Source organism: Glaciecola petra (assembly GCF_031846345.1).
GTDB classification, from domain to species: Bacteria; Pseudomonadota; Gammaproteobacteria; order Enterobacterales; family Alteromonadaceae; genus Glaciecola; species Glaciecola petra.
The window spans coordinates 506,063-521,280 of record NZ_JAVRHX010000001.1; the positions used below are offsets into that span (position 1 = coordinate 506,063).

Genomic DNA, 15,218 nt, shown 5'->3' on the forward strand with positions numbered 1-15,218 from the left:
TAGCAATTCAGTATATAGTTTGGGTTTATTCGCTTATCACAGTCGCGTATTTTGTTTATCGCGATATAACACGACAAGTAGTAAAAAAATTAGATTCATGTAGTTCATTGAGCCGGCACTTTTGGTGACCTGATCAGGGAGGGGCGCTGGTGTTGGTATAGCAGGTGCTGATTCATTTTTATCAATCTGCAATAAATAAGCGACTAGATTTAATTTATCATCTTCTGATACTTCACCAACATGGTTTTCAACTGCCAAAGTATCAATAAGGCTTTGAGCTTGACCGTTATGAAAATAAGGGGCGGTCTTCCATAAATTTTTTAAAGTCGGAGTCTTAAATCCAACCCCCTGTAATTCGCTATTTACCCCTTTGCCGGAAGATGCTGAGACTGTGCCAACATCATGCCTTTTTCCATCACTAAATGATTGTCCAGAATGACATGTGTGACAATTCAAATCCTCGAATAACTGTTTACCTAAAGTCCCTTTTTCGGTTAAAGAACCATCGCGCAATCTATGTGGGCTAATTGAAAACTCATTTAAGGAAGACACATAATCTGCCAAATCATCAAGATCTGGCGATAAACCTGCTTTAGATGTGCCTAGAGGGTCGATTGTGTTTTGATATTCTGCATCTGTTAATAGACCAGTGCCATCGTTAAGGTTTCTTATATCGTTCTCAAAATCTTGTATTTCATCAAAATTAGAAGTCCAATGAACATTTCCTAATAGCGTACCCGCTTTTCCGTTAAGATCTATGGTATTGCGGAGCCCTTCTCCCGATTGTGTTAAGTCCCAATTTTGTCCGTCGTTGCCTCCGTCTTGATGGCAACTTGCACAACTTATATAGCCATCTCTACTCAATCGTGGGTCACTTGCATTATAAAAAAGTCGTTTTCCATTTAACACGTTTGTAGATAAAGTTTCACTACTTACGGTGAAGACTTCATTTATCAATACGGCATTATTTCCTGATGCATTTAAAAGATTGGTTATATTATAGATTGTGACCGATCTTGATAAGTAGTTATGTACATACAAATTATTTGAGTGTGAATCAATAAGAAGGGACCTCGGCGCTGCGCCAACGTTTAAATTAGAAATCACCTTGGATGGATTGAAGGCATCTCTTATCTCTACCAAGTCATTGCCTTGCATAGCGATAAATAGTAAATCGCCAAGTGGACTGTATATAACATCTCTAGGCATATTGCGGTCATTAAGATCGACCTTATATTCCATCACCTCTGTATTTGTAACGATATTTAGCCCATTGAGGCTCGCTCTTACTCTAGACTCAAAAGTTAAATTGGTGCCATCATAAAACTGACCTCGAGTGACATTATCCTTTTTCGACGGAATAAGAACATAAGAACCATCGGGACTAATAGCAACGGCGTTTAAATAGTTTGGGACTCCTCTTCCCGTCAATTCAGTGTCGGGTGTTATATCATAAGCTAATCTATGAACTTGGTTAATTTGCATGGTGTCTGCATCGACTTCGATTACTTCCCCTACTGGCAGTTGGCTAGGTGCGTCTAAGTTTCTTGATGCTGAAATTAAATCCGCAATAAATATTCTATTATTTGTAGTTTCAACTGCTATCGATTGTGGTTTACCACCAATATTTAAGGTAGACACAATTTCGCCATCTGTATTAACTTTGATCAATTGCCCTGTATCAGCCAGGGTTACATAAAAATTGTCATTGTGATTGACAATTCCATAGGGCGAAGTCCCTAGGGCTAATTGAATTGTTTTTATGACCTCTCCACTATTTGTCGAAACTACGGCAATACTTGCATCTTTTTCATTAACGACCCATAAATTACCATTTGGACTTAAGGTTAAAGATGTTGGATTTTCACCAACACGAGTTTCCCAAGCTAATTGATGGGTGTCTTTGTTAATTGCAGTGACTGAATGGTTATCTGGGTTTGCAACAAAAACATAATTTGAATTAACAGCAAGTGTTTTTGACGCAACGGGTGGTTGGTCGAGTGGAGAGTTATAAACTATTTGAGATTTACTACACTTGCTAGTTCCATTTATATTACTAACTGTTGCTGTAACATTATATCTGCCAGGTAAATCAAAACTATGCGTTATAGTATTTGAAATTTCAGCTTCGATGGCTTGACTGTTATCTCCAAATTCCCAAATTATGCTTTCTACATCTTGCTCACTGATGAATTCAATAGAGTAACTTGCAACGCCTCTTGTTTTAACAGGTTGTAATTCTGCGATAGAACAGGTCGGGGCGAGATAATTACCTGTTTCGAAAGTACTGGTAAACACAGGGCTTGGATTGCCCATTACGTCCTTAATACCCTCAACTGTTATTTCGTATGTCGTATTTGGCTCGAGTATGCTATTTGGACTAAAATTTACTATTCCTTGTTGTACACTATATTTACCTTGCAATACTTTATCAGAACTTGATTGGACTGAGAACGTACTAGCATTAACAGATTCTATATCGACTAAATCAGACATAGATATGCCTATTCTACTGCTTCTAGCTTGTTGCGTGGTGCCATCTGCTGGATGTACCCAATGTACTTCAGGGCCGCTAGTATCGGGTTCTTGTTGATGCACAATCAGAGCTGACGCACCATGATCATTACCAACAAACGCTAAATTACCCAGTACAATTCCAAAGTCTTCATCAGCGCCATCTAATTCTGAGCTTCCGGTCCCTACATATGCCAAATCGTATTCCCCATTTTCATTGAAAATTTTGAATTTTGAATAGCCATTTGAAAAACCAGAATGAAAAAAACCGTCTTGATATGTTCCATATCCACCATTTGACAGAATATCAGGACCAATTTCACCTATATAATCAAATTCACCATTATGGTTCACATTAGTCACATATACTTTAGGGACATTTCCATTACCTCCTGATGTAAATAAAGTGCCTGCAGCGAAGAGATGGCTATATCCATTTTTGCCACTGAATCTATTGAGCAAAACAGGGTTTTCGGGATCACTTACGTCTAAACTCGCAAACTCACCCTCTCTCGCTTCAGCGATTAACATTAAATTGCCGACAACAAAAACTTGACTAGGATTTAGCCCACCCAAATCTTTTGTCGAAATATTTTTTACTAAAATAGGAGTTTGTGGATCTGTAGCATCAACAATGTATAAACCTTGCTCAACACCACCAACGTAAACATATGGTGCTTGCCAAAATATCCACCAATCACCAGAATAATCGCCTCTAACAATGCCAGGTAAATCTAAGTAGTTGACTAATTTTAAATTTTCAACTTCAGAGACATCCCAAAACTGAATGCCGTCTACCGCTTGCACCACTGCGTAATTGACTGGATAACTATTGCTCAATCCAAATCCATGTGCTTCACGAATACCATTAGTGTCGACATTATCAAATCGAGAGAATAAAACAGGATTGTATGGGTCTGAAATATCCCAGAAATCAAAGCCACCATCACTTGATCGACCTCCACCATCACTAGAATATATAGTCATTAAATACCCATCAACCAAGGCCACAGTGCCATGGCCTTTAGGACTTTCTAAGAGAGAGATTGGCTGAAATAGCTGGTTTTCAGAATAGTCGAGATTGCCAATACCAGGCCCTTTACCAAAACAATTTGGTGATAGAAGTAAAAGGCTGAAAGTAGCAATTAACAAAGCTGTAGCGATAGAATGTGAACGCAATTTATTTGACCTCAACATTTTTAACCGTTATCGACTTTACTATTATTTGCTTGAGCCAGTTATAAGTATTTTGATACTAATATAGCGAAAAAATAAACAAATAAAGTGTTTGAAAAATTTAGCTATTAGACTATCTGAGTAGTTAACTTTAACGTCAAATGAGACCAGGCTTTTTCTTCTATGAATGCTATTTTGTATTTTGCTGAATGGCTATCGATTCATTATTTATTACGATATGGCAAATATAGTTGTTCTAGAAGATATAGTTATCGGAAAAATATAATTCCCAAGATTCTTTTGAGTATAGTATAGGAAGAATAGATACTAATTACTAGCAACGATAAGATTATATGGACTGCTAAAATAAAAGTTAGATAATAAAAGCTTTTTTTTTTTCAATTATGCTGAAAAAAAATAACACAATGTGTATGCAATACGAATTGATTTGTTGGATTACGTAAAAATGTTTTATAATCGATAACGAGAATAATGTCTAGTTGTTTGAGTTTTTCAATTTAAGTATGAATGTGGGTGTTTCTTGTGAATGCAGTATGTTTTCCATGCAAAAGGAAGATGTCAATTTATATAAGTAACAATTAGAAAATTATTGCTATTAACTGTTTATCGATCACAAGTAAATTAAGTTATAATAAGTAAATAATCACAATACAGGCAATCCTGAAATAACAATTTCCAAGAGTTTATGCAAGTAGCATGCGATAGCATATCTGAAAGGCTATCGTAAATAAAATTGCTAAAAACAAATCTTTAGGTTTTGATTTCGCTGTCATGGTTTGATTAATGTAAATGTGACCCCTTAGCTCTAGTGTTAGTATTAGAGAGTACTTTCGAGTATGCAGTTTTTAAAATTAACGTAAATGGAAAATATACTATTAAATGCAAAGTTCTTTATTAAAAGCAGATGAAATTACTCTTTCCCAGATGTTATCTATTCTATTGCGTAAAAAGTGGTGGATAATAGTTGTTTCGTTTATTAGTGCTGTTGTCTCAATTTATTATGCATTGAGTATCCCTAATTTCTATAGAAGTGAAGGAGTTTATTCAATTTCTCAGGGAACAGGCGGCGCAGGTGGACTAGCATCTCAGTATGGTGGTTTAGCTGCTATTGCAGGTATAAATCTTAATGCAGGCAAATCAAATGAAATAGATCAAGCTATTGCGTTAGTAAAGAGCTGGTCATTTTCTGAAACCTTTATTACAAATCATGCACTTAAACCATATGTTATGGGAATATATAAATGGGATGAAGATTCTAGGGAAATAATATGGGATAGTGATGTTTTTGATAACCACTCTAAGACTTGGGTGAGGGAAACTCCTCCAGGAGTCCCTGCTGAACCAAGTAGCTTTGAATCGCACAAAAAATTTCAAAAGTTCTTAGATGTAAGCCATGATACAAAAACGGGTTTGATAAAAGTTAGTGTCGAGCACTATTCCCCTGAAATTGCTGCAGAATTAGTGTCTAAATTAGTTAGAGATTTGAATTCACATTTTCAAGAGAGAGATATTGATGATGCACAGAGGAATATAAATTATCTCCAACAAAAAATTTCGGAAACTAATATAGCGGATATGCGAGCTGTATTCTATGGAATGATAGAAGATCAAACACAAGCACTGATGCTTGCAGAAGTTGCAGACGAATACATGTTAAAAACAGTTATAGCTCCGAAAATAGCGGAAGAAAGGAGTAAACCGAATAGAGCCCTAATTGTAATAGCCTTGACAGTTTTAGGTTCTTTAGTAAGTATTTTTGTTATTCTGATAATGTTATTTTTTAAAAAATAGTTATTGCTGAATGACAAATAAAACACTTAATACTTTTATTAAAAGCGGTTTAAAGAGAACTTTAAAGTGATAGCGAGAGTTTTAGTTACTCTGATAATCTTTATTTTGACATTAGAGAGTTTTGGTTTTGAACGCTTCATAGTCATTATTTGCTTGGTTATATTTTCGCTATTGTGTGTGAAGCAATGGTTAACCTTAAGCCTCCTAAATATTCTATCTTTTATACCAATAATTTTAGTATTTCTTATACTACTTTTAGCCAATGTAAAGGGCTTTGGTGAATTTAAAACAAATTCTGAATTTACTACATTGGGCTTAACTGTTTCGGTTATTTCAAAAATCCTTATTATTTTACCAATTTGTATTCTATGTAATAAAAATGTTTTAGTTATGCACAAAGTAATTGGAACCGTTTGTTTACTACATGTAATATTTTTTGGTATTCAATACTTGTTGGTCTATACAGTAGGTTTTTATCCTGACCCGTTAAATCTTATAGTAGGAAAGGAACAACGTTATATTGCGGGAATGACATTACCACTAATCGGGGAGGTTTATAGGCCTACAGGCATGTACTACGAGCCCTCTACTTATGCGACATATATGTTAATTCTTGTTGCAACAAGAATGTGCCTAGTAAATCAACTAAATCGTATCGATATAATAGTGTTGCTATCAACTATTTTTTCGTTTTCAGCTGCCGCAATCGTATATTCCAGTTTAGCTCTGTTTATCGGATTGATGAGTAAAGAAAAGTTGCGGCAAAATATACGAATTATGATTCCATTATTTCTGCTACTCGTACCCGTAATTTACTGGTATTTTGTTGGTAGATTAGACATGGGTCATCGTGAATTTGGCTCACTGCGTCTTGGTTTAATTGTTATAACATTTACACAAAGTCAATTTGAAATTTTGTTTGGCAATGGCCTTATGGGTATTCCTACCCAAATAGACGATATGAAATTCTTTGGAGGCCTTGCTCAGTTCGAAGTTGCAGCGATAAACGATGCGGGTCTTTGGCTTTTTAATATCATTAAATTTGGTATCGTGGGCTTAATTCTTGTGCTGATTTCGCAGAAGCTTATAATTTCAAGCGTGCGGCCATTTTTATTTGTTTTGACAATATATTTAACCAAAGCTAGTCTGTTTGATGCGACACTTATTTTTTGTTTTTTGATACCTTATTTCATCAGAATGAAAATGCTTAAAAATGTACAAATAGAAAATATCACCTACGACAGTAATGTTAATAGTTAATGATTACCCATATCCCTCAAAATTGTTGAGGGTAATTGAAATTGTTGTCATAGCCGATTCAACGTAAATAAGAAATATAAATCATTGACGAATAGCGAATACTTGAATGGTTAGGTTATTCAGATGGTGACGTAATTAGTTATTTAAGACTTAAAAAGTACATTTCGGACATGAAACAAACATGAACATTCTGAACAACGAGCGAACAAAGAAAGAAGTATTGAAGATTAAAAATCTGGATAAGAGTGTGAATGATAGGAATAAAGAAAAGAATATCTTTAAATATGCGTCTGACGGCTTAAAATTTATTGATTAAATGAAGTATTTTTTTTATCATCTAATCTCTAATTCACAGTCACATGTATCATTGAAAACTATCAAATAATTTTTCTTTTTTGCCCCTTAAGAAACTAATCTAATAAGAACCCAATTAAAAATGAGAACAATAAAAGAATATTTAAAATATCTGTTTATTTTGGTCGGAGCTTTAGTTCGTCCTAAAAATAATAATGTTTTAGTTTCAATGTTGTCAAAAAGTGATACTAATGGACCGGGTCGATTTATAAAAAACCTGAGTGATGGATTAACAAATACCTCGGACATCAAGATCATAAGAAATCCTTTTAAAGGTTTTCATGCAATTTTAATTATTTCAAATATGCCTCCGCTCATTTTTAAAATATTTAACAAACTAGGGGTAAAAACTATACTCAGAGTTGACGGTTTCAGTTACCCTGATTTATACGACAACTTGAACGATGTGGAAAGCATACGCAGGAGACATCCGAGAGATTTTTCACTTTATAGAATGCGAACAAATTTTCAGATTCAGACCAGCCTGAAACTCGCGGACTACATAATTTATCAATCTCAATTCTCAAGACAAGTTAGTAATAAATGGCTGTGTAATAGAGAAAATAATTATTCTATTATCTATAACGGTGTGAACACTCAGCTTTTTCAACCTATTGAAGCGATAAACAAGAAAAAATGTATTGTTTCAGTCCATGGTAACTTAAGGGATCCAGATATAATAATTTGCTGCCTGGAAGTATTTGGAAAACTATCGAGCATATTAGGTAATCAGCAACTTATTTTAAGAATAATCGGCTCTTTGACCGAAGATGTTGCGGAAATAGTTTTTAAAGAAAAAGAAAAGAAAGTTATAAATCTAGAAGTAACTGGCTCAGTATCGCCAAAAACATTGTCGACTATCTTACCTGAATCAACACTTAGTCTACATTTAACCTCAAGTGACGCGTGCCCTAATTCAGTATTGGAAAGTCTCGCATCCGGAGTACCTGTTGTTTGTCAACACTTTGGTGGGCAAAGTGAATTGGTTGGAAACGCTGGAATAGTGATTAATACAGGAGTCGAATATGATTATTCAGAACAAATGGTCGAATTGGCTGTAGAGGCATGCAAAGACATCATGAACGATGTCACTGGTTACAGCTTAAAAGCAAGACAAAGAGCTGAAATAAACTTCTCAATTGAAAAAATGTCACAGCAGTACAGTAGTATTTTGTGTCGAGAAACCATTGCTTGATTCAATGGGGATTTTAAACTAAAAGGGCTTTATAATATTATATGATTAAGTCAATTCATGATGTCGTTAAAAATGACTTATGTATATCTTGCGGTGCTTGTTGTTTAGCGGATAAAAATAGCAAAGTAACTATGTATGAAGATAAAGAAAAAGGAGTTTTTTTACCAAATTTAAAAGTTGCTGAACCGGGTTGGACAACAGGGAAGGCTCTAGAAATTTGCCCTGGCAAAGGGTATTCAATTATTGAATCTGCCAAGACTTTATTTCCGCAAGCTCAAAATAAAAGTATCGAGCTGGGGCGATGGATAACTGCAACAGTGGTGAGAAGTTTAGAGAGTGAAATAGTAGAAAAAGCCTCTTCAGGCGGAATAATGACATCCATAGCGAAATACCTCATAGAGCAAAAAGTCGTAGATGGGGTAGTGGTGACAGGGATGGATTATTCAAAAAATGGACCTCGGCCAAGCTCATTTATAGCTACATCACCGGACCAACTTTTCGAAGCTCAAGGCTCAAAGTACGCTCCAGTTCCTATTTTTGATTCGGAAGCAGATATTACAAACTTTAATGGAAATTTGGCTTTTATAGGTACTCCATGTCAAATTGCGGCATTACGAGAACTGCAGTTGAAAGATAAATTAATACAAAACAAAATCAAATTAACCATAGCTAACTTTTGTGGTGGGTACAGAGACCTAAGAGAAACTGACAAATTAATTCAAAGAGCCAACATCAAAAAAGAAGATGTCAATTTTTTGCGTTATAGAGGGGGTGGACAACCCGGATCAATGGTAATCAAAACAATGTTGGGACAAGTCAAAGCATTAAAATATCCAGATTATGCTAGAATGACCGGAGTCATAAAGTATAAAAGATGTCGAGTCTGTGTTGACGCTACAGGTGAATTAGCAGATATCTCATGCGGTGACGCTTGGATTCCTAAATACCTAGAATCTGGCCAATCATGGTCCATAGCCCTAGCAAGGTCAGAATATGGACAATCAATAATTGACAAATTGCATCAACAGCGTTTAATAGAAATGCATTCGGTGTCAGAGGCCGAAGTTATTAAGTCTCAAAGTGGTAATTTAGCAAGTAAAAAAGTAAGGCAAAAAGCGAGATTAAAATTATACAAATTTTTTAGAATGAGCACTCCAAGGTTTGATGGTGGTTATCACCAAACAGATGGTGGTTTGCTTTTTGAATTAAAAGTACACATATCGCACTCAGTTTTTTCATTTTTTGAAAAAATTGGAATATACAAATTTATAGCGAAAATAATTAAAAGATATCCAAGGGTTTAAAAGTGTCAGAAAATTATAATATATTTATACCAGAGCTAGTCCCGTTAGAAAACAAAGGTGAAGAAGCAATTGTGAGGGGTATAGCTGATGTGTTGTTCCCAGATGGCAATTGTGAAATTCACTTGTTTGACGAAATTGAAGAATATCGATTCGAAGACGGTATTCATGTTTACCCTGTAAAGTGGTTCATTTCACCATGGCTAAATAGAGAGTTTGGGTTAGGTGTTAGTTATGAGAAACTGAGAGATTCTTCGTATTCGATTTTAAGAAATGGTTTACACAAAATCTACCCCAATTGGGTTGCAAAACATTGCTCTGCGCTCGTTAAAACAAATAAAATCTTGAATCAAATTCACAGTGGTAAAGCACCAAGTGGAGAGAAGGAAATTAGACTAAAACAATTACTAGATTGTGATTACATTGTAGCGGGCCATGATGGTGCACTGGACGATAGAGTTTGTCATGTAATAGATGTTTTTATGAATTATGGTAAAAAATTTGGTGTTTTTGGCGTTGAGTTTCCGCTGACATTTAAAAGTCCTGCCATAATCAATGTCCTTTATTCTACCCTTGCAAAAGCCGATTTTTTCTATTGCCGGACAGAAGCTTCACATAACGTAGTTAATCAAAATTTTCCAAATATTAAGTCTGAAACATTAGCTGATCCGGCTTTCGGAATGAAGCCAGTAGATAGTAGCGTGTTGAACCAAATAATAGGCAGAAACAATTTAGATGAATTTTTTTCGAAACCCGTCGTTATGTGCACAAGTTGTGAACCGCCACCTATATCAAGATATTGCTTTGAAGATATAAAAACACCAGATCTAAAACTTTCTGCCCATCGTGATTTATATGCAGAGTTAATAAAGCACATTGCTGAAAGGCATGATGTTAATATCTTGTTCTTGCCTCACGCTATTGGGCCAGGAAAAGCACTAGATGATAGAATTATTGCCAATGATATTTTGAAAAGGTCTGGACTATCTGAAGATAGAGCAAGATTGTTGAAAGATTTACTTTCAGGTAAGGAACTCAAGGCGCTTATTGGTAGCGCTGAATTTTTAGTAGCTGAAAGAATTCACTCGATGATAGGTTCGGTAGGTGTAAACACTCCATTTTTTGTTATGGGGTCAAAAACGGATAGAAGAATAAAGGGTATTGTTTGTGATATGTTGCAATTGCAAGATAACGTCTATTATTTAAATAATCCTTCTAAAGATGAGTGTATTGAACACTTTGAAGATGTGTGGTCGAGAAAAGAAGATATTCAGGGGAGACTTCAAAATACATTCCACAAAATGAAAGACAATTTAGAAAATAAAGCTAAATTAATGAGAAAGTTTATAAAGCATTAATTCACATGTGTTTATTAGTCCCGAAAGAATGTGTAATTTGATATGAAAATTTTAATTAACCTTGCAACCCTCAAAAAAGGAGGGGGGCAAAATGTTGGGTTAAATTTTGTACAGTCATTTTTGAGAGTTGCTCCAAGTGATGTTGACGCTTATTTTGTCGTGGCAAGAGGTACGGAAATAGAGAGATTTGTTATTCAATCAGGGTTAAAAATCCTTGGCACAGTGCCTCAGAATCCATTGCTAAGAATGGTAGCTGAAATACTAAAGTTAAACGCTAAAGTGAAACGTCTGAAGATAGACGTTATCTATTCTTGCTTCGGCCTAGGCTTATACACAAACAACATCCCTCAAATATCGGGTAGCGCCGATTCAAACTTATACTTTCCCGAAATTGACTTTTGGCAACATTACAGAGGCCTAGGAAGGTTAAAGAAATATATTGTTGACCAATACAGAATATATGGGCTAAAAAAAAGCCATGCAGTTGTATTCGAGAATGAAGCCATGAAACAAAGAGCAGGCAGGTTATTTGGTTTAACTGAAACTAAATATATCAAACCATCGGTTAACTTTGATTATGAGAATGAAGAGTTTTTACTGAAATCAAACAAAGACACCTCAAAAGGTCTCTTTTTGTGTGGCTGGCAATTGAATAAAAATATTATGTTGATACCAGAGATAGCCAATATACTTCAAAGGAGAGGTGTTCGTTTTCAATTTATTTTTACGGCAAATGATGATCAAAGTTTAGAATGCAAAAAATTCAAGAACCTACTTACCAAATTTGGTGTTGAAGACAATGTCAAGATTGTTGGACAATTATCAAAAAAATATTTGGCGAGCATTTATCAGCAGATAGATTTTGTATTTCTGCTCAGTAAATTAGAGAGTTTTAGTAACAACATTATTGAGGCTTGGTATTTTGGGAAGCCTTTAATAGTTGCTGATGAAAAATGGTCTAGATCAATATGCGATGAAGCAGCAGTATATGTTGATAGAGATAACCCTGTAGTAATAGCTGACGCTATTGAAAAGTTATTATTAGAACCTCAACTTTCAGAATCCATAAAGTTACGTGGTTTAAGCAAATTGAAGCAATATCCCTCAATAGATGAAAGAACTTTACAGGAGATAGAGTATGCTAAAGTTATTGCGAGAGAGTTTTAAATCTTTCTTGGTAATTACTTATGAATTCGTGATGAGCATAGTTTTTTCACTACCAAGATATAGAACTTTTGGTTTGTTAAAAATATCTTTATTGTCAATCATGGGTGCTAAATTTGGGCGGGGCGTTGTAATATATCCTGGAGTATGGATTACGCCAGGAAGGAATCTAGTAGTAAACGATAAAGTTGACCTTGCAAAGGATGTATTGATCACCACTTCAGGCGGTGTTGAAATAGGTGAGAGAGCCTTGATAGGGTATAGAACTCAGATAATTTCAGCAAATCATAGTATCCCCAAAAAAGGTGAGCCATTTCCTATATCGGGAGATCAATATGCGAAAGTGACTATTGGCAGTGACACATGGATAGGCGCCAACTGTGTGATTACGCCCGGAGTTACGATTGGCAAAGGTGCTGTAATTGCTGCTGGCAGCGTTGTTACTAAGGACGTTCCAGAGAATTCAATTTTTGGTGGCGTTCCAGCGAAATTAATTAAGTACAGGGAATAGACCTACAAATGGCTAACCGAGATTATATGATTTGTTCACGATGCGTTATGGACACAACTGATTCTAAAATAACCTTCGATGAAAATGGAGTATGCGATCATTGCTTGACCTTTGATAAAGATATAGCGCCTTTTTGGAACCCGCAAGATGGGGATATTAAAGAGGCACAAAAAATGGCGGACGCAATTCGAAAAGAAGGTGAAGGCAAAGAGTTCGATTGTATTATTGGGATGAGCGGAGGGATAGACAGTTCTTATTTAGTATATCTGGCTAAAGAAAAGCTAAATCTTCGACCTCTAGTTTTTCATGTTGACGCCGGTTGGAATTCCCAACAAGCAGTAAATAATATCGAACAGATTGTTGAGCGTTTAAGTTTAGATTTATACACAGAAGTAATTAATTGGGAGGAGATGAAGGACTTACAATTATCGTTTTTTAAGTCTGGCGTGCCCCATATTGATACTCCTCAAGACCATGCGTTTTTTGCAACGATGTATAAGTTTGCTTCAAAACATAAAATTAAACATATACTGACTGGTGGAAATTATTCTACAGAATGTATTAGAAATCCAAAAGAGTGGATGTATTTTCAGTCTGATAGCACACAAATAAAAGATATACATTCCAAATTTGGTAAAATCCCCCTTAATGATTTTCCAATCACTAATATATTATGGCACAAGGTATATCTTCCATATATCAAGGGTATTAAGGTTTATAGACCATTAGACTATCTTCAATACAATAAAGAAGAAGCTACACAGTTTTTGGTTGATAACTTTGGCTATCAACGATACAAGCAAAAACACTTCGAATCGCGGTTTACCCGATTTTACGAATCGTACTGGCTGCCACAAAAATTTGGTTTTGATACCCGAAAGGTCCAATTTGCGAGCTTAATTCTGACTAATCAAATGACAAGAGAAGAAGCTCTTGAATTGTTAAAAAAACCAGCTCATGACCCTGAAACTATAGATGATGACTTTTCTTATATTGCTAACAAATTGGATATAGACGAAAGCGAACTTAAAGCTTATTTTGACGCTCCAAATAAGACATATAAAGACTATAAAAATCAGCAAACTATTTATGATTTTGGCGCAAAAATAATGAGACTTCTTGGTAAAGAGAAGGGCGGCAAGCGATGATCGCTATCATTGACTATGGTCTTGGAAATGTTCAAGCAATCGTTAATATCTATAAAAAGTTAAAAATACCTGTAGTTTTGGCTGATATCGAGTCTAAGATAGAAGAAGCTGATTCGATTATACTGCCGGGCGTTGGTGCTTTTGATGAAGCTATGCTTGAATTAGATAAATCGGGTCTAAGGAAAGCCTTGGATCGTGCCGTATTAGAGGATAAAAAGCCAACCCTTGGAATCTGTGTTGGCATGCAAATAATGGCTCAAAAAAGTGACGAGGGAGCTGTTCAAGGGCTAGGCTGGTTTGATGCATGTGTTAAAAAATTTGATGATGCAATGTTAACCACTAAGCCTAAACTTCCTCATATGGGGTGGAATAGTATAAAAATTAATCGCCATCCTGCCGCATTTGAAGGTGTTGATGTAGTAAAAGGATTTTATTTTTTACATTCTTATTATTTTCATTGCGAAAACCTTGAGGATGTAGTTGCGACAAGCATTTATGGAAATGAATTTGCATGTGTTGTACAAAAAGAAAATATTTATGGTTTTCAATTCCACCCAGAAAAAAGTCATTCAAATGGCGAATCTATTTTTAAAAATTTTGCGAATGTAAAAAATGTTAAGATCTAGAGTATCTCCTTGTTTATTAATCCACAAAAATGGTTTAGTTAAAACTGAAAAATTCAAGACACATAAATATGTCGGTGACCCAATAAATGCGGTTAAAATATTCAATGAAAAAGAAGTAGATGAAATAATAATTTTGGACATAGACGCAACAGTCAATAAAAGTGAACCAAATTATAAATTGATTAAAAATATTGCGAATGAAAGCCGGATGCCTGTTTGTTATGGCGGTGGCGTTAACACAGTAGAACAAGCTAAAAAAATAATTCAACTGGGTATAGAGAAAGTAGCTTTTTCCAGTGCGATACTGGAGGATCCTACAATACTTACACCTCTATGCAACGCAATAGGCAAACAAAGCGTAGTAGTGGTTCTTGATGTGAAGAAGAACTTTTTGGGGAAATATGAAATATTTACCCACAATGGAACAAAAAAAGTGAAAAAAAAGTTAGAAGAAGTTCTTCGGCAAATAGAATCTTTTGGTGTGGGTGAAATAGTTGTAAATTCTATTGACCGAGATGGAACAATGAAAGGATACGACTTTGATTTAGTTGATATCGTAAGGCAAAAAACTGATTCACCAATTACGATTCTTGGCGGTGCTTCTAACTTTGATGACATACTTAATTTAATAAAAAGATATAAGGTAATTGGCGCTTCTGTAGGAAGTCTGTTTGTTTTCAAAGGGGTTTATAAAGCTGTTTTGATAAGTTACCTGAATGATGTTACAAAAAATGAAATTGTTAAAGTTGCAGAAAAGAATTTCAGATCAGACTAACCCAAAGTCATTATCTTATTTATT

General features: G+C 35.2%; 11 protein-coding genes. 10 read left to right on the forward strand and 1 reads right to left on the reverse strand.

The annotated features are described in order from the left end of the window. Nucleotides 1-36: 36 nt before the first annotated feature. Nucleotides 37-3,693: an Ig-like domain-containing protein gene (locus tag RM552_RS02245; RefSeq protein ID WP_311367167.1), complete on the reverse strand. Its 3,657-nt coding sequence runs from the start codon at nucleotides 3,691-3,693 to the stop codon at nucleotides 37-39. 897 nt (nucleotides 3,694-4,590) lie between these two features. Between RM552_RS02245 and RM552_RS02250 the strand changes: the two genes are divergently transcribed. The 10 genes from RM552_RS02250 (at nucleotide 4,591) to RM552_RS02295 (ending at nucleotide 15,194) form a co-directional block, all read left to right on the forward strand. Further along, entirely contained in the window at nucleotides 4,591-5,502 is a 912-nt protein-coding gene (locus RM552_RS02250; RefSeq protein WP_311367168.1) for a Wzz/FepE/Etk N-terminal domain-containing protein, read from the forward strand. A gap of 177 nt (nucleotides 5,503-5,679) precedes the next feature. Beyond that, entirely contained in the window at nucleotides 5,680-6,762 is a 1,083-nt protein-coding gene (locus RM552_RS02255) for a hypothetical protein (protein WP_311367169.1), read from the forward strand. Between the two features lie 436 nt (nucleotides 6,763-7,198). Then, nucleotides 7,199-8,311, forward strand: coding sequence for a glycosyltransferase family 4 protein (locus RM552_RS02260; RefSeq protein ID WP_311367170.1), 1,113 nt, complete (start codon nucleotides 7,199-7,201; stop codon nucleotides 8,309-8,311). A 41-nt stretch (nucleotides 8,312-8,352) separates the two neighbouring features. Beyond that, on the forward strand, nucleotides 8,353-9,615 hold the full coding sequence (locus tag RM552_RS02265; RefSeq protein ID WP_311367171.1) for a Coenzyme F420 hydrogenase/dehydrogenase, beta subunit C-terminal domain: 1,263 nt from the start codon (nucleotides 8,353-8,355) through the stop codon (nucleotides 9,613-9,615). A 2-nt stretch (nucleotides 9,616-9,617) separates the two neighbouring features. Continuing rightward, nucleotides 9,618-10,970: a polysaccharide pyruvyl transferase family protein gene (locus RM552_RS02270; protein ID WP_311367172.1), complete on the forward strand. Its 1,353-nt coding sequence runs from the start codon at nucleotides 9,618-9,620 to the stop codon at nucleotides 10,968-10,970. Nucleotides 10,971-11,012: 42 nt separating this feature from the next. Continuing rightward, nucleotides 11,013-12,137, forward strand: a complete 1,125-nt coding sequence (locus RM552_RS02275) for a glycosyltransferase (protein ID WP_311367173.1) — start codon at nucleotides 11,013-11,015, stop codon at nucleotides 12,135-12,137. Further along, entirely contained in the window at nucleotides 12,109-12,645 is a 537-nt protein-coding gene (locus tag RM552_RS02280) for an acyltransferase (RefSeq protein WP_311367174.1), read from the forward strand. Before RM552_RS02275 ends, RM552_RS02280 begins: the two co-directional genes overlap by 29 nt. Nucleotides 12,646-12,671: 26 nt before the next feature. Then, nucleotides 12,672-13,793 (forward strand): N-acetyl sugar amidotransferase, encoded by a 1,122-nt coding sequence (locus RM552_RS02285; protein WP_311368257.1) that lies wholly within the window; start codon nucleotides 12,672-12,674, stop codon nucleotides 13,791-13,793. Further along, nucleotides 13,790-14,419, forward strand: a complete 630-nt coding sequence (gene hisH, locus RM552_RS02290; RefSeq protein ID WP_311367175.1) for an imidazole glycerol phosphate synthase subunit HisH — start codon at nucleotides 13,790-13,792, stop codon at nucleotides 14,417-14,419. Before RM552_RS02285 ends, hisH begins: the two co-directional genes overlap by 4 nt. Beyond that, entirely contained in the window at nucleotides 14,406-15,194 is a 789-nt protein-coding gene (locus RM552_RS02295) for an AglZ/HisF2 family acetamidino modification protein (protein WP_311367176.1), read from the forward strand. The genes hisH and RM552_RS02295 overlap by 14 nt, the downstream gene beginning before the upstream one ends. The last annotated feature ends 24 nt before the right edge of the window (nucleotides 15,195-15,218 follow it).